We start from the raw sequence: 14856 nt of genomic DNA, 5'->3' as shown, positions 1-14856 counted from the left end.
TTATGCCGCGTGCGTCGGCTGCCACGTCCGCTCGGGGTGCCGCCAGTCAATCCCTTCGAGCAGCATCGACAGTTGGGCGGCTGACAGATGGACTGTTCCCGAGTCCGCCTGCGGCCACACGAAGCGTCCACGCTCGAGTCGCTTCGCGTACAGGTTCATGCCGTCGCCGCTCCACCATAAAATCTTGATGAGGTCACCGCGACGCCCGCGAAACAGGAAGATGTGCCCCGAGAAGGGATCACGACCGAGTGCTGACTGCACCAGCGCGGCAAGTCCATCCATGCCGCGGCGCATATCGGTAACGCCCGCTGCCAGCCATACGCGGGTACCGCCTGGCGGCGCAATCATGCTGGCATCAGGCAGCGCAGCACGAGGCGCAACTGCACGGGGTCAACCATGCCCGTGACGCGTACACGGGCACCGTTCAGTTCGATCTCGATGCGCGACGCGGCCGGCACGCTCTCGCGATGTGACTCGACAGGCTGCACAGCGAGCGACGCCGGTTCTTCGGTCTCGCCGGTCGGTGCACCAGGTAGCGCTACGGGCAGCAACACCGCTGTGCTGTGCGCCACTCCTTCAAACAGGCCCGCCCGCAGTTGCCGGCGCCACTTGAACACCATATTCGGATTCAGTCCGTGCGCCTGCGAGAGCTTGGCCACCGAAACACCCGGCTCGCACGCCGCGACGGCAACTTGCCGCCGGTACTCTGGTGTGTAATTCGGTCTGCCTTTGCGGTTCGATGATCGCGCATTCCGTGTGTCCAAAGTAGTCCCCATCACTCGAAGTAACGGACATTACTTTGAACACCGGCTTAAGCTCTGTCCATGCGGCCGCGGAATGACGCTTACGGGACACCTCAGTCCATCGGTGGTCGATACCGAGCGACCGAGCTTGTTCCCGCAGATTGGTGTACTGGCCGCCGGGCATTTCGTGTCGATAGACGTCAGCTGTTCCCGCCCGCACTTCCGATTCGAATGGCGCGTAGTAGCGGCGAACACCCTCCCAGTACATCGAAGCTTCATGAAGCTTCGTCGGAGCGAGTCCCGGGTCGCATTCTGTTCCGGCGAGCGCTACCGCAATGCTGGAAAGGTTGGGCTGGGAGGTTTGACCGCTCATCGCATCAAGAGCACCATCGACCACGTCGCAACCGGCGCCGATAGCCGCAAGGACCGACGCAGCGGAGATACCGCTCGTGTCATGCGTGTGAAAATGGACTGGCAGGCCCGTTTCTTCCTTGAGCGCTTTCACCAACGCCGTCACCGAACGCGGTCTGCAAATGCCTGCCATGTCCTTAATGGCCAAGATGTTCACGCCGGCGCTCTTCAACTCCCTTGCAATGCCCACGTAGTAGCGTAAGTCGTATTTTGGCCGACTCTTGTCGAAAATGTCGCCGGTATAGCAGATGGCTCCCTCGCAAAGCGCGCCAGTGTCTCGCACGGCGTCAATAGCGACGCGCATGTTGCGGACCCAGTTGAGTGAGTCAAAGACCCGGAAAATGTCGACCCCGGCGCTCGCGGCTTGCCTCACGAAAAAGCGCACGACATTGTCGGCGTAGTTGGTATAACCCACCGCATTTGAGCCACGGAGCAACATCTGGAAGAGAATGTTCGGCACCCGTTCTCTCAGCTGAGCGAGCCGCTCCCACGGGTCTTCTTTGAGAAACCGCAATGCAACATCAAACGTAGCCCCGCCCCAGCACTCCATCGAGAATAAATTCGAGAGCTCGCGCGCGTAGAACGGCGCGATGGGAAGCATGTCAGCCGTTCGCATCCGTGTCGCGAACAGCGATTGGTGGGCGTCACGCATGGTCGTGTCAGTCACGAGCACTTGCTTCTGTGCGAGAATCCAATCTGAGAATTTGTCCGCGCCCAATTCCAGAAAACAGTCCCGCGAGCCGCTGGGGATGGGTGCGGCCGCATTGAAACGCGGTAGAACAGGTTTGGCGATTGGTAGCGCAGGAAGCGCGCGGCCCTTCATCTCTGCGCTACCATTTACGCTGACCTCACCCAGGTAGCGAAGCAGCTTCGTTGCCCGGTCACGGCGTTTGGTGAAGTTCAGCAACTCGGGCGTGAGGTCGATGAACCGTGTTGTTACGTCACCCCGAGCAAACGCCGGGTGATTGATGACGTTTTCTAGGAACTGAAGATTCGAGGCGACTCCCCGAATGCGAAACTCGCGCAGCGCGCGGTCCATCCTGACAATCGATTCGCCGGATGACGTCGCCCACGTCGTCACTTTGACCAGCAGCGAATCGTAGTACGGCGTAATGACAGCACCGCCGTATGCGGTACCGGCGTCGAGTCGAACACCGAAGCCTGTCGCGCTGCGATACGCGCTCAATTTCCCGTAGTCAGGAAGGAAGCCGTTCTCGGGGTCCTCGGTCGTAATCCGACATTGCAAGGCGTATCCGTTGAGTGGAATCAGGTCCTGGGCAGGGACGCAGGCCGCCCGAACAGCTAATTCACCGCGTGCATCGAAGTCATCCTCGGTAACGCCAATGCGCCCACCTTCAGTGATACGTAGCTGCGCCTTTACGATGTCGACGCCGGTTATCATTTCTGTAACCGTATGCTCAACCTGGATACGCGGATTGACTTCGATGAAGAAAAACTTGCCGCTGTCGGCGTCCATCAAGAACTCAACCGTGCCCGCATGGCTATAACCGACGGCATCCATGAGCCGAAGGGCAGACGCACATAATTCGGCTCTTGCTGTCTTGTCAAGATATGGAGCCGGTGCTCGCTCAACGACTTTTTGGTTGCGCCGCTGGACCGTGCAGTCCCGCTCGTACAAGTGAACAAGGTTGCCGTGCATATCACCGAGCACTTGAACCTCGACGTGACGGGCTCGTCGAACCAGCTTTTCAAAATAAACTTCGTCGTTGCCAAAAGCGGCGAGTGCCTCGCGGCGCGCAGCGATAAGGGCCGACTCAAGGTCTCCTTCGCTTTCCAACACTCGCATGCCTCGACCTCCGCCGCCCCAGCTAGCTTTGAGCATGATTGGGTATCCAACTTCCTCGGCGAGCGCTCGGCATTGCGCAAGGTCATGAGGCAGAGGGGCAGTGGCCGGCATCACCGGCACTCCCGCAGACATCGCCGCGTTTCTCGCAGATACCTTGTTCCCGAGAGTGCGCATGACTTCAGGCGTTGGGCCAACCCATCGAATACCGGCATCGATGACAGCCTGAGCGAAATCCGGATTCTCGGAAAGGAATCCATATCCCGGATGTATCGCGTCTACATTCGCTTGCTTCGCGACCCGCAGAATGTCGTCGATATCGAGATAGGCAGCCAGTGGCTTCTTCCCTTCGCCCACCAGGTAACTCTCGTCGGCTTTGAATCGATGCAACGCAAGTCGGTCCTCGTTCGAGTAAATGGCGACCGTCCTGATATTCAACTCTGAGGCCGCTCGCATCACTCGAATGGAGATTTCTGAGCGGTTGGCGACCAGGAGCGGCTTGATGGGGGCGATATTCGTCATGCTTTGTACCTACTTTGAGGACGTGCCGGCCTTGTGTCGGAAAGGCGAGTCCGCTTGTTGCAGCCGTAACGCTCGATGTCCTTGCAAACGCGAGGTGGCACGGAGCGGGTGACAGCTATATTGCGGCTGTGAGGAAGCTCGACAGTCGGGTCTAGGTGTCCAAGAGGACGCGAAGAGGCTTAAGTCGTTCCGTCAAGCGTATCGCGCATGAGAGCGCCTTCTCTTTGGTCACATACAGCGCTTCTGTTCTTGTAATGGCATCGCCTTGTTCGGACGCGCTTCTCGCTTCCAGATACCAAAGGTCCGCCTGCTCATCGAGGCGTGCGGTTATGACCGCATACAGACCGCGCGTTGTTGCGACTTTATCGCGACGCGGACAAATGCCTGCAACCGTTTGGCAAACAACGTCCTCGACGACGTCACCGTGGCTCATTCTTTTTCCCAGCTCAATTTTCTGACTTCAACCTACTCGAGACCGATGCGCGCGACGGTGTGACCGTCCATCCAATCCTAGTGGTCTCCGGTTTCAACCCACGCCCATCTGAAACCGTATGCTCTCCCAACGCTCGGGTCCTGTGTGTCGGCAATATCACTTGGTTGGTCCCGCATCGTCGTTGGGGCGCCGAGACTACCGCAGCCAGCACGTCCAGCAAGCACAGACATGTTCAATCTCCAGCATTTTGGGTCGCCTTTGGTGGGCGACCGACCTAAAAACTCGTGAGGACCACGCGGGACTCGCGAGTCATCACCGGACTTCTTCCATCCACGGCGCGTAAAATCTCTGTATCGAAGAAAGGTCCAGCTTTGCGACCTCTGCACTCTGACCTTGAAACAGCAACAACAGACTTCGCACCAAAGACCCGAGCGGTACCGATGAGCCGTGCAGCTGCGCATTGCATATGGCCAGGCCAAGGTCCTTACACATGAGCGCGACCTGAAAGCCGCCTTGATACCCATGACTTGACGGCACGTCCGGCAGCACGCCCGGCCACGGGTTCCATTTCTCTGTCATGAAATTTCGGCCGGTGCTGTGATTGATAATCTCGGTGAGCGCGTTCGCGTCAAGACCGTTCCTCGAACCCAGCGCCAATGCCTCTGCAGTTCCAGCCATCAGAATTGCGGCAAGCATGTTGTTGCACATCTTGGCCGTTTGCCCTGCTCCGCTTGGGCCTGCATGGAAGATGCGACTGCCCATTGAGTAGAGCATCGGGGAAGCATCATCCACAGCCGACTTATCGCCGCCAACCATGAAACTCAACGTCCCGGCGCGTGCGCCCATCACGCCGCCCGAGACTGGCGCGTCCATAAACGCGATGCCACCCTCAAGCGCCGCTGCATAGATGCGCCGTACGATTTCAGCAGAGACGGTGGAGCAATCGATAAGGAGCGGCTTTGAGCGTAACTGGGCCAGTAGACCGTTCTCACCAAGATACAACTCTCCAACAATCTTGTCGTTCGGCAACATCGTAATTACCGCGTCGACGTCTCTCGCGGCTTCCAAGGCCGAACCAGCAGTCTTGGCACCGGCATCAGTCAGCGGAGCATATGCGGCCTCATTGACATCGAAGACGGTGACCTGATGTCCCGTTTCGAGCAGGTTGAGCACCATCGGTGAACCCATGTTGCCAAGTCCAATGAACGCCACGCTTTTCATCGTTTTCCTCTAGACATTTGCAAGACAGGCACGGGATGCTGTTCTAGTTGGTCCCGAATAACCTTCTGCATCGGCGCGCATCGGAGCTCCGCTCCAGCGCGCCGACACCTCTATCATGCGGAGCGCTACACGATGTCAATCGACATCGGTGCCCTTAGTTTCTTTGACGAGGAAGAAGCAGACGATAGCGGCCACGCCTGCCACAACGATGGGATACCAAAGGCCGGAATAGATGTTGCCGCTAGCTGCGACCATGGCGAACGCACTCGCGGGCAGGAAGCCACCGAACCATCCGTTGCCAATGTGATAGGGCACTGACAGGCAGGTATATCGAATCTGCGTTGGGAAATATTCGACGAGCATTGCCGCCATCGGCCCATAGACCATCGTCCCGTACAGCATGAGCACGATGAGTACCACAACGGCCATGAACTTGTTTACCCGGTTAGGGTCTGCTTGCGCCGGGTAACCACTGTCAGTCAACGCGCCCTTAAGACTGTGGTCGAATCTCTCTGCCTCAATCTTTGCTGCGGGCCCTGCCGCGTTATACGAGGGGACGTTAATGCCGCCGACCTCAATCCGTGCTGGCTGTCCACTGGGTGCTACGCGGTTCTCATAGCTTACCCCTGCTTTTGACAAGGCAGCTTTCGCGACATCACAGGAGCTTGTGAACTTAGCCGTGCCGACGGGATTGAACTGAAACGAACACTCTTTCGGGTCGGCGATGACGACGATGGGCGCTCGAGCCTGAGCCTCCTCCAACGCTGGATTCACGTAGTGCGTGAGGGCTTTGAACATCGGGATGTATGTCAGCGCGGCCAGGAGGCAACCAATAAGCATGATTGGCTTTCGCCCAACCTTGTCCGACCATGCACCGAATATCACATAAAACGGCGACGTAATCAGCAGGGCAGCAACGAGAATCGTGTTCGTCGTCGCCGAGTCGAGTTTCAGCGTCTGATTAAGGAAGAGCAGCGAATAGAATTGGCCGGTGTACCAGACCACCGCCTCGCCCGCAGTCACGCCAAACAGAGCGATAAGCATCAGTCGAACGTTCTTCCATTTGCCGAAAGCTTCCTTGATTGGCGCTTTCGACACTTTCCCTTCGTCGTGCATGCGTTGAAACGCAGGCGACTCGCTCAACTGCAATCGAATCCAGACGGACACGCCCAGCAGAACAACCGACAGCAGGAACGGGACGCGCCACCCCCACGCGCCGAATGTGTCCTCGCCAACAACGAGGCGAATTGCAAGGATGACCACGAGCGACAGGAGCAAACCCAAGGTTGCGGTCATTTGAATCCAAGAGGTCCATCCGCCGCGTTTGTGCGCAGGCGCATGCTCCGCCACGTAAGTCGCCGCTCCGCCGTACTCACCGCCAAGCGCGAGACCTTGCAGCATTCGCATCGCGACAAAAATGATAGGCGACGCAATTCCAATCGACGCATAGCCAGGCAGCAAGCCGACGAAGAATGTCGATGCGCCCATCAGCAAAATGGTCACCATGAAGGTGTACTTGCGGCCCAGCATGTCGCCAAGTCGGCCGAAAAACACAGCGCCCAACGGACGCACGGCAAATCCTGCGGCGAAGCTCAGCAGCGTGAAGATAAAAGCCGCCGTCGGGTTGACGCCGGAAAATATGTGCTTGCTGATGTACGGTGCGAGCGCGCCTGCAAGGAAGAAGTCGTACCACTCGAACACGGTTCCGAGCGAGGATGCAAAGACTATCAGTCGGTCTTTGCTGCTCATTTTCTCTTGGCGCGTTTGTCCCACTACTGCCGACATGGCTGTCTCCAATTTGATTGGTCTGCGCTCCGAACGTGGCGTCGGAAACTAGCTGACTTGGCCGGCTGTGTGGCCGGCTCTAGTAATCAATATTGGATGTAAGCGGTACGCCTGCAAATGGCAGAATATCCACACTGATTGTGCGCGGATTGCGCAACGGGCCCCGGAGCAAGGCGCTCGAGACGGCGAGAGTGGGGTATCAGGGCGGCCCGCAGTGCGGATTTGCACGCTTTCGCCGAACGTCTTCGAGGGCAACTGCGACGACCCAAACGCATCAGCCGCGCGAACGGCGACCGCTGCGACAGATGTTTAGGCCGAACCTCAACCGGTTTTTTGGCCGGGGCGTAAAAATCAGATGACGAATCCGTCCCACGCTGTCCGCATGTAGTTGATGAACGGTGGACTGAGTCCTTCCTGACGCAGGTAGTCAGCATGAACCGGCAGTTCCGGCGCGCGGAAGTCGGGAGTTTGGCGAACACGGTTGGGAAAATCCGAATTCAAAATCGCTGCGCGACCTATCAGGACGAAGTCCGCTCCCTCCTCAAGCACCTCCAAAGCACGCCTAGCACTGCGAATCTTACCAGCGACGCCTAGACGAGCTTGTCCTCGAGCGAGATTAGCGAAAACACTCAACATGCTTCGGCCGGCAAATGGGCCGTCCATCACGACCTGCTTCGAATCCCAGAGTGCCAGGTCTAGATAATCAATCTTAGACTGCTGGAATGCCGCGGCGACAACATCGCGCAACTCTTCAACCCGCAACCCATATCTCTCCACGGACAAGCGCAAGCCAATCTGAAAGTCTGGCTTACAAGCCTGGCGGATTCCATCCAGTATCTCGAAGAGAAACCGTGACCTATTCTCAAGGCTTCCACCATAACGGTCCTGACGACGGTTCAAAGTCGGAGACAAGAACTCTGAAACCACGAATCCGAAAGCACCGTGCACTGCAACTCCGTCGAATCCGGCTTGTTGAGCGCGCCGAGCAGCACGGATGAAGTCGTCGCGTATCTCCACTATCTGGTCGATGTTCATCGCCCTCAGTCCGGCGACTGCGTCCTCTGACGCTGGCGCTGGAACGCCGCCGAGCGCGGGCTGCGCGCGATGACCTGCATGATGCAACTGCACACCTGACAGTGCTCCGCCAGCTCGAATGACGGTCGCCATACGCTTCAAACCCTCGAGCTGAGTGTCACTATGGATGCCAAGCTGCCCCTTGAAAGCTCGCCCTGTCGACTGCACCGTTGCCGCGCAGGTCTGGACGAGCCCATATCCTCCTTGAGCACAACGCTCGACCCACTCCACGTCGAACCGCGTTGCCGACCCGTCAGGAGCGCTTTGTTGATTTGTCAAAGGCGCGAGCATGAACCGGTTCTTCATAGGCTGCCCGTGCGCGAGGACTAGAGGTTCAAACAAGTTCGATTGCATCATTCGTTACTCGCCTAACTGCGTTGCTCGGTCGACGCTGGTCGGTGGTGTTCTTCCAACGCGCGTGAGTTAGCAGCATAGAAGTTGACAACACCCATTGTCAAATGAGAAAGTAGCAATATTGTCTTGTTTGGCGAGCTGCAGGGGTGCTTGATAGAACTGTGGCAACAACGATTTTCTAATTCGTGGGCGTTTTTATGAGGCAGTATCGCGGGAACACCGCCGAGTCGAGGCGGCTTGAACGAAGAGAAAGGCTTCTCGCTGCGGCCAGAAAGGTCTTCGGAGAACAGGGCTTTCACAGTGCAAAGGTGCGGGCCATTTGCGAAGAAGCTGGGCTCACAGAGCGCTATTTCTACGAAAGTTTCGCGAACAGCGAAGCGCTGTTCATCGCCATGCATAAGGCAACAAGCGAACGAATCATCAGCATCATCGCCAACGCCGCAGACACTTGCACTGACAAACCGGAGGCGAAGGTTCGGGCAATGCTGCTCGCCTACTTCGAAGACATCGTCGCCGACCCCGTGGCTGCACGGCTATTTGCTATCGACGCCGGCTACATCAGCGCCGCGGCCAAAGAAGTGTGCTCAAACTGGCGCCAGCGATTTGGTTCGTTGGTCGCTCAGACACTTAACGGACGAGCGAGCGCTGGAAGCCCGCTCGTCAGAAGCGGCGCCGTTCTCGCAGTGCTGTCAATCGGCGTGGAATGGATGGAAAGCGGGTTCTCTACGCCCATCGGCGCCATCGTCGACGCCGCGTCGCTCTTCACAAGCGTGCTTAAAGGCCACTGATGTAATTGCTGACCGCGGATGCGGTCACACCCCCTTTTCTTTCAAGGAGCCAACATGTTGAGCTACGTCATGCTGGGAGCCGATGACATCTCCGCATCGGAAAGATTTTTCACGGCCCTTCTGAGTCCACTCGGATATGAGATAACTCGCTTTGGGTCAGACAAGGTCGTCTACTCATTGCCCAATATGCGCGACCCTCACAACGGTCCAGGTGCCGTCTACGTGACGAAGCCATACGACGGCAAACAGGCAAGCGTCGGCAATGGCTCAATGACCGCTTTCCGAGTGAATAGCGCGCAGATGGTCGAGGAATTGCATAGCGCAGGGGTAGAAGCAGGCGGGACTGACGAAGGCGCCCCTGGTTTCCGGGCGGAGTACAGCGACGACTTCTACGTAGCCTACCTCCGAGACCCGTTAGGCAACAAAGTGGCGCTCTTCTTTACGCTGAATCGTTAGCATTCCCCCAATGTAACGTGCAAACGAAAAGTTTCTCGCAGCGTCTTGCTCTTCGTAGACCCGATGACCCCAATTTGGTGAGGCTTCGTCCACACCGGTGCAAGCTGGCACCGCCGTCTTCGGTGTAAGTCCGAATAGCAGCCACTTTCGCCTAGGCCTACTGTGCATAAATGCAGTAACACGGCTCCAACAGATTGGCGTAGAGCTTGCTTTAGAAAAGGACTTTCCACGTCAATCACTTGGTTGACGGGTGCTTCGAGCAAAGACGCAATGGAATTTCACTATTCAACCGATGGAATCGCTGCCCGCAAGCGTCCGGAGTTCTGGAACGACGCGGTTGCCGCTCAGTTTATGCCGGCGGACGGGCAATTTTCCGCAGGCGAGGAGTTTTCGGGCAGCCTGGACGGCCACACTGTCGGTAACGTGAGTGTCGGGAGGTTCAGCGCGCTTCATCATTGCTTCGAACGGACCGAACAACGGATTCGCCGAGATTCTATCGACGACTTTGTGTTGCTCTTTTGTGAGTCAGGTACAACGCTGTCGACGCAACAAGGAAGGACAGTCACGCTACAGTCAGGCGATATCGCACTCAACGATTCGGCACGCCCCTTCCTGCACGACCTCGATACAGACTCTCTTCTGCTTCTGCGGATGCCAAGGACAATGGTTTTGTCCCGCTTCGCGAGAGCCGAGTCGATGGTCAACGTAAGATTGGACCAGAGTCAGCCGATGGTGCGATTGCTCTCTGAGATGCTGAGAGAATCGTTCCGTATCGATGAGAATGCGCCGAGTTCAGCGAAAGCTCGGTTCGCGAGCGCGATGGTTGACACCTTCACATCGGTATTGGAAATCCAGTCCCAAAGTGACAGCACGATGCTAGGTGGTCGACACGAGCAGTTGTATAAGTTGGCGATGGACTATATCGAAGCTCATCTCGACGACTACGAACTCTCGATAGATTCATTGGCCAATATGTTGCATGTGTCCGAGCGGACACTTTCTCGCATTTTTGCGGTTCGTGGCACGACGGTCATGCAGCAAATCTGGAGGCGTCGGCTCGATGCGAGCTATGCGGTCCTCAAGGAGGGCAAAGTCAAGCAGGTCACCCAGGCGGCCTACCAGTGCGGGTTTGCAGATTTGTCGCACTTCTGTCGACTGTTCAAAAAGGTTTATGGAGAATCACCGAGCACGATTCTTCGGGCACGCTAACAGTCGCTGACTCCTTGTCGAGCAAAACTAGAAAAGCGCCTCGCGGCGCTTTTCTCTTTGACATTCAGTATTCAGACCGTAAGAACTACGGAGCCGGTCGTTTTCCCGCCTTGAATGTCCCTGTGCGCCGTGACGACCTCGTTCAGCGAATAGGTCGTCGGGGAATCGACCTTCAATATGCGTTGCTCCAATGCCTTGAAGACAGAATCCGCGGCCGCCTCGAACTCAGCGCGCTGAGCCGTGTAATTTGCGATTGAAGCCCGCGTCATGTATAGGGAACCGCGCGCCCCAAGCATTCCCAGGTCGATTGGGGGAGTTGGGCCAGATGCTGTTCCGAAGCTCACGAGAATGCCTCGCGGACGAAGACAGTCCAACGACTTCATGATGGTGTCCTTCCCGACGGAGTCGTAGACTGCCGACGTGAGCTTGCCGCTTGTGATTTCTTTAACGCGAGCGACGAAGTCTTCCTTCCGGTAGTTGATGGTGTGCGCGCACCCATTCTCCTTCGCACGTTGTGCTTTCTCGTCAGAGCCCACGGTTCCAATGACCGTTACGCCCATGTGGCTCATCCACTGGCACGCCAATGAGCCGACCCCGCCAGCAGCAGCATGCCAGAGGACTACGTCGCCCTCTTTCACCTCGTGGCACCGGTGGATGAGGTACTCCGCCGTCAGCCCCTTGAAGAAAACGCTAGCCGCAACCTCGTCAGTGACGCTGTCCGGCAGTTTCGCCGCGCGTGCAGCCGGAAGCAAGCGCTCCGTCGCGTAGGCGCCTGGAGGTCCGCCCGCGTAGACCACTCGGTCACCGACCTTGAACCCTACTACCTCCGGGCCTACTGCTTCGACAACGCCCGCAGCTTCGACACCCAGTCCGGTCGGCAACTGCAGCGGGTAAGAACCTTCGCGGTGGTAGACGTCGATATAGTTCAGTCCAACAACCGTATGGCGAATTTTCAGCTGCCCCTTTTCGGGCGCGCCGACATTAACTTCCTCCCAGCGCAGCACTTCTGGGCCGCCAGTCTCGTTCAATCGAATCGCTTTCGCCATGGTCATCTCTCCAGATTCTGGTGCCAAATGCAAATGGCAAGCGCATTTGGTTTGCCTTAAACAACCGAGTATTCACAACTGCGGCCGTGCCGCGTAATGCAACTGACGAACATCCGTTGTGCATTTATTGAGCAACGACCGGTCGGCTGCTTACTTTGCCGCCGGGTCGTCGAGAAACAGTCGGCTGTTGCGATGAACAGAGTCGGCAACGAAATTCGCCACTTCACGGATGTGTGCAGCCTTACGATGGTCCTGATGCACGTGCATGTGGAAGGAGCGTGTCAGCGCTATCTTGTCCGGCAGGACCTTAACCAGCGTTGGGAAAAACGCCGCAATGTAGGCGGGCAGAATGCCGAGACTCTCACCACCTAACGTCGCAAAAACCTGCGGTAAGAGCGCGGAACTGCGGATATGGGGAGTAATCGAATCGCTCACGGCACTCAAATAATTGAGCTCAGGCGCGAACAGCCCCTCTTCCACATACCCGACGAATGGGTGCCGTGCGAGGTCCTCCACCGTGCGAATCGGGTCTGCTCCACCGATGTAGTTGCGGGAGCCATAGATATACATCCGATAGTCCGTCAAGCGACGGGAAGCCACGCGCATGTGCTCTGCGCCCGACAGGCTAATTGCGATATCGACCTCCCCTTTCCACAGACTAAAGGCACGGGGGGCCGCAAAAACCTCAATTTCAAGCGCAGGATGAATGTCAGTGAGCTCGTGCAGCTTTGGTGTGAGGAAAATGCTCCCAAATCCGTCTGGCGCACCAATTCGAACGATACCTTCGAGCTTTTGTTCGTCTGGATTGGTTGAAGCCTTTGACAAAAGCCAAGCACTTTCGATTGTCTCGGCGGTTTGCATCACTCGTTCACCGGCCGGGGTCAAAACATAGCCCGCGTTGCTCTTGTGGAAGAGCCGATTCTTGAGTTCAGCTTCCAGTGATTGGATATGCCGCGAGACGGTCGTGTGCTCCGTGCCGAGGCGTTCCGCCGCTGCCGACAACGTGCCAGTCCGCGCCACTGCCAGGAAATAGCGGAAATCATCCCAATTCTCACCCTGCTTGCGTGCCGGCATCTTGCGTCTCGTCCCTTTACCTGCTGTTTTCCATATTTTATCCCGCTTGAGCCGCGCCGCGGACGCGGTCGCGCAATACATGCACAGCCGTTGGCAAGGTATGCGCTGTTGCGAATGAGAGCGCCCTCCTACCATTCACTCGTCCTGTGGTGTTCCCTGTAACGGAGACGCAGAAGCCACAAAGAAGGACTCTTCCTAAATCAAATTGCAATAGGAGCATCACCATGCCTACCCTCGCTTGGCTCGGCCTCGGACTCATGGGCAACCCCATGTCCAAACATCTCATCAACGCTGGCTATACCGTTCGAGGCTACGACATCGATGCTGATGCCTGCGACCGCGCTTCGGCTATCGGCGTAAAGGTCGCTAAGACCATTGCTGAAGCCGTCGCCGACGCAGACGTTGTCTACTCGATGTTGCCGTCGGGCACTGACGTGCATGATGTCATGACCGGTGCGAACGGCGTGTTCGCAAGTGCCCGCAAGGGAACCATGGTCATCGACTGCTCGACCATCGGCATCGACTATGCGAAGAAGATTCACACAGCCGCTGATGCCAAGGGCATTGTGTTCGTCGAGGCTCCGGTTTCCGGCGGCACCGAAGGTGCCCGCGACGGCACCTTGACGTTCATGCTCGGCTGCGACCCGAAGCATTCCAGCAAAGCGAAGGAAATGCTGCAGCCGCTGGGCGAGTACATTGCATACGTGGGCGGCCCCGGTACCGGCCAGGCTGCGAAGGTGGTGAACAACCTCATCATGGGCGTGAGCGTCACCGTCAACTGCGAAGCGACCGCATTGGGTCAGCGTCTTGGCCTTGACATGAAAGAGTTCTTCGAAATCGCCATCCGTTCCTCGGCGGACAATTGGTCGCTGCGTTTGTGGAATCCCGCTCCCAATGTCGTGCCTGAAGCTCCGTCGTCGCGTGGCTACGCCGCCGGCTTCAAGACGTGGCTGCTCGCGAAGGACTTGCACCTCGCGATTGAGGCTGGCGCCGAGGTCGGTGCAGACCTCAAGACCGCGGAAACTGCATACAAACTGATGACCGAGCACTCCGAAAGCGGCGGGAAGGACCTGGATGCGACGTCGCTCGTTCTGCATCTCAATGGCGAGAAGAAGAAGTAATCGAACGTCGTTCGTGTAATGACTTGAAGCCCCGGTTAGCGCTGAGCATTCCGGGGCTTCTTATTTCTTTGAGCGTCGATATGTGCGTATGCGGCTCTGGAGCTCTACTGACGCGAACGAACGGGTCGATGCGCGTACGGTACGTCTACCGGAGCCCCAAGCGTTACACGTGGCCGGGTCTAAATTGGAACGTCACCGCTGACTGCTCAACAGACGCTTTAGCCTTGAGTCGCTTGGCGGCAAGGCACCAATTCAGCGCAATGACCGAGAAGGCCAAACAGGCTTAGGATTGAATTCTGGAAGTTGGACTATTGCGGCGAAAAAGGCTAATGCTGACCCTCGTCCATTGCGACGAGAGAACGGCGATGAGATGTGACGCCGCTCAAACTGGAGAGCCCCACTCAATCTTTGGGCTCGGGGGATTTGCACTTACTGGGCCGCTCACATCCGGCGGGCAGCGCCGCGGATACTTTGCGTGGCTGCGTACCCGGGTGGCACTGACAGACGAGCTATTTTCAGTTATAGCCGAGAACGACCGCATCTCCGACATCTGGGCGCTCGTCCGTGCTGCGAGCCAGCGCGGCTACCGGATAACCCAGATGTTGTTGATAGCAATTAGGGCTCGGAAACGCTTCGAGCGAGAACGTAGCCGACGTGTCCCAGTCGACATTTGCGTCGACGGTGGTGAACGGCTCTCCCATGATGTCTTCCTCCATGCTGCTACTCGCTGACTGAGAGGCAGCTATCTGTAGTTTACTGGCTGAGATTGACCCGGGAAAACGGACACCTATTCTTTGTATAAGGAGGTGCTAAAA

13 protein-coding genes and 1 pseudogene are annotated in these 14856 nt (G+C 57.3%); 4 read left to right on the top strand and 10 right to left on the bottom strand.

The features are described from left to right. The 7 genes and pseudogenes from tnpB to P9292_RS32660 all read right to left on the bottom strand — a co-directional run bounded on the left by tnpB (nucleotide 1) and on the right by P9292_RS32660 (nucleotide 8350). A complete protein-coding gene (gene tnpB, locus P9292_RS32690) occupies nucleotides 1–348 on the bottom strand; it encodes an IS66 family insertion sequence element accessory protein TnpB (RefSeq protein ID WP_074295443.1) in 348 nt (115 codons plus the stop codon). Further along, nucleotides 345–671, bottom strand: a pseudogene (locus P9292_RS32685) (transposase); the annotation flags it as partial. The pseudogene P9292_RS32685 and the gene tnpB, both read right to left, overlap by 4 nt. Continuing rightward, a complete protein-coding gene (locus tag P9292_RS32680; protein ID WP_309963121.1) occupies nucleotides 577–3480 on the bottom strand; it encodes a pyruvate carboxylase in 2904 nt (967 codons plus the stop codon). The pseudogene P9292_RS32685 and the gene P9292_RS32680, both read right to left, overlap by 95 nt. A 151-nt stretch (nucleotides 3481–3631) precedes the next feature. Further along, a complete protein-coding gene (locus tag P9292_RS32675; RefSeq protein ID WP_309963119.1) occupies nucleotides 3632–3913 on the bottom strand; it encodes a hypothetical protein in 282 nt (93 codons plus the stop codon). Nucleotides 3914–4225: 312 nt separating this feature from the next. Beyond that, on the bottom strand, nucleotides 4226–5134 hold the full coding sequence (gene mmsB, locus P9292_RS32670; protein ID WP_309963117.1) for a 3-hydroxyisobutyrate dehydrogenase: 909 nt from the start codon (nucleotides 5132–5134) through the stop codon (nucleotides 4226–4228). Between the two features lie 135 nt (nucleotides 5135–5269). Next, nucleotides 5270–6919, bottom strand: coding sequence for an MFS transporter (locus tag P9292_RS32665; RefSeq protein ID WP_309963114.1), 1650 nt, complete (start codon nucleotides 6917–6919; stop codon nucleotides 5270–5272). Nucleotides 6920–7270: 351 nt separating this feature from the next. Then, nucleotides 7271–8350, bottom strand: a complete 1080-nt coding sequence (locus P9292_RS32660) for an NADH:flavin oxidoreductase (protein WP_309963112.1) — start codon at nucleotides 8348–8350, stop codon at nucleotides 7271–7273. Between the two features lie 194 nt (nucleotides 8351–8544). On the opposite strand from P9292_RS32660, the gene P9292_RS32655 reads away from it, so the two are divergent. From P9292_RS32655 to P9292_RS32645, 3 genes are all read left to right on the top strand, one after another. Beyond that, entirely contained in the window at nucleotides 8545–9135 is a 591-nt protein-coding gene (locus P9292_RS32655) for a TetR/AcrR family transcriptional regulator (protein WP_309963110.1), read from the top strand. A 54-nt stretch (nucleotides 9136–9189) separates the two neighbouring features. Next, the gene (locus P9292_RS32650) at nucleotides 9190–9591 is read left to right on the top strand and encodes a VOC family protein (RefSeq protein ID WP_309963107.1); all 402 of its coding nucleotides are present in this window, start codon (nucleotides 9190–9192) and stop codon (nucleotides 9589–9591) included. A 270-nt stretch (nucleotides 9592–9861) separates the two neighbouring features. Further along, nucleotides 9862–10800: a helix-turn-helix domain-containing protein gene (locus P9292_RS32645; protein ID WP_309963105.1), complete on the top strand. Its 939-nt coding sequence runs from the start codon at nucleotides 9862–9864 to the stop codon at nucleotides 10798–10800. 71 nt (nucleotides 10801–10871) lie between these two features. Here P9292_RS32645 and P9292_RS32640 read toward each other — a convergent pair whose 3' ends face one another. Together P9292_RS32640 and P9292_RS32635 are read right to left on the bottom strand one after the other, a co-directional pair. After that, nucleotides 10872–11846, bottom strand: coding sequence for a quinone oxidoreductase (locus P9292_RS32640; protein ID WP_309963102.1), 975 nt, complete (start codon nucleotides 11844–11846; stop codon nucleotides 10872–10874). Between the two features lie 150 nt (nucleotides 11847–11996). Then, nucleotides 11997–12920 (bottom strand): LysR family transcriptional regulator, encoded by a 924-nt coding sequence (locus tag P9292_RS32635; RefSeq protein WP_309963100.1) that lies wholly within the window; start codon nucleotides 12918–12920, stop codon nucleotides 11997–11999. 224 nt (nucleotides 12921–13144) lie between these two features. Between P9292_RS32635 and mmsB (P9292_RS32630) the strand changes: the two genes are divergently transcribed. Then, nucleotides 13145–14041, top strand: coding sequence for a 3-hydroxyisobutyrate dehydrogenase (mmsB, locus tag P9292_RS32630; protein WP_309963098.1), 897 nt, complete (start codon nucleotides 13145–13147; stop codon nucleotides 14039–14041). A gap of 515 nt (nucleotides 14042–14556) precedes the next feature. Here mmsB (P9292_RS32630) and P9292_RS32625 read toward each other — a convergent pair. Beyond that, nucleotides 14557–14757 carry a hypothetical protein gene (locus P9292_RS32625; RefSeq protein WP_309963096.1) on the bottom strand — a complete coding sequence of 67 codons (201 nt, stop codon included), beginning with the start codon at nucleotides 14755–14757 and terminating at the stop codon, nucleotides 14557–14559. Nucleotides 14758–14856 lie beyond the last annotated feature (99 nt).

Source organism: Caballeronia sp. LZ001 (assembly GCF_031450875.1).
Taxonomy (GTDB): domain Bacteria; phylum Pseudomonadota; class Gammaproteobacteria; order Burkholderiales; family Burkholderiaceae; genus Caballeronia.
This window is presented reverse-complemented; position numbering and strand designations above follow the sequence as displayed.

Coding starts and splice junctions, on each gene's coding strand:
- tnpB (WP_074295443.1), bottom strand. CDS start 348: ATGATTGCGCCGCCAGGCGGTACCCGCGTATGGCTGGCAGCGGGCGTT.
- P9292_RS32680 (WP_309963121.1), bottom strand. CDS start 3,480: ATGACGAATATCGCCCCCATCAAGCCGCTCCTGGTCGCCAACCGCTCA.
- P9292_RS32675 (WP_309963119.1), bottom strand. CDS start 3,913: ATGAGCCACGGTGACGTCGTCGAGGACGTTGTTTGCCAAACGGTTGCA.
- mmsB (WP_309963117.1), bottom strand. CDS start 5,134: ATGAAAAGCGTGGCGTTCATTGGACTTGGCAACATGGGTTCACCGATG.
- P9292_RS32665 (WP_309963114.1), bottom strand. CDS start 6,919: ATGTCGGCAGTAGTGGGACAAACGCGCCAAGAGAAAATGAGCAGCAAA.
- P9292_RS32660 (WP_309963112.1), bottom strand. CDS start 8,350: ATGATGCAATCGAACTTGTTTGAACCTCTAGTCCTCGCGCACGGGCAG.
- P9292_RS32655 (WP_309963110.1), top strand. CDS start 8,545: ATGAGGCAGTATCGCGGGAACACCGCCGAGTCGAGGCGGCTTGAACGA.
- P9292_RS32650 (WP_309963107.1), top strand. CDS start 9,190: ATGTTGAGCTACGTCATGCTGGGAGCCGATGACATCTCCGCATCGGAA.
- P9292_RS32645 (WP_309963105.1), top strand. CDS start 9,862: ATGGAATTTCACTATTCAACCGATGGAATCGCTGCCCGCAAGCGTCCG.
- P9292_RS32640 (WP_309963102.1), bottom strand. CDS start 11,846: ATGGCGAAAGCGATTCGATTGAACGAGACTGGCGGCCCAGAAGTGCTG.
- P9292_RS32635 (WP_309963100.1), bottom strand. CDS start 12,920: ATGCCGGCACGCAAGCAGGGTGAGAATTGGGATGATTTCCGCTATTTC.
- mmsB (WP_309963098.1), top strand. CDS start 13,145: ATGCCTACCCTCGCTTGGCTCGGCCTCGGACTCATGGGCAACCCCATG.
- P9292_RS32625 (WP_309963096.1), bottom strand. CDS start 14,757: ATGGAGGAAGACATCATGGGAGAGCCGTTCACCACCGTCGACGCAAAT.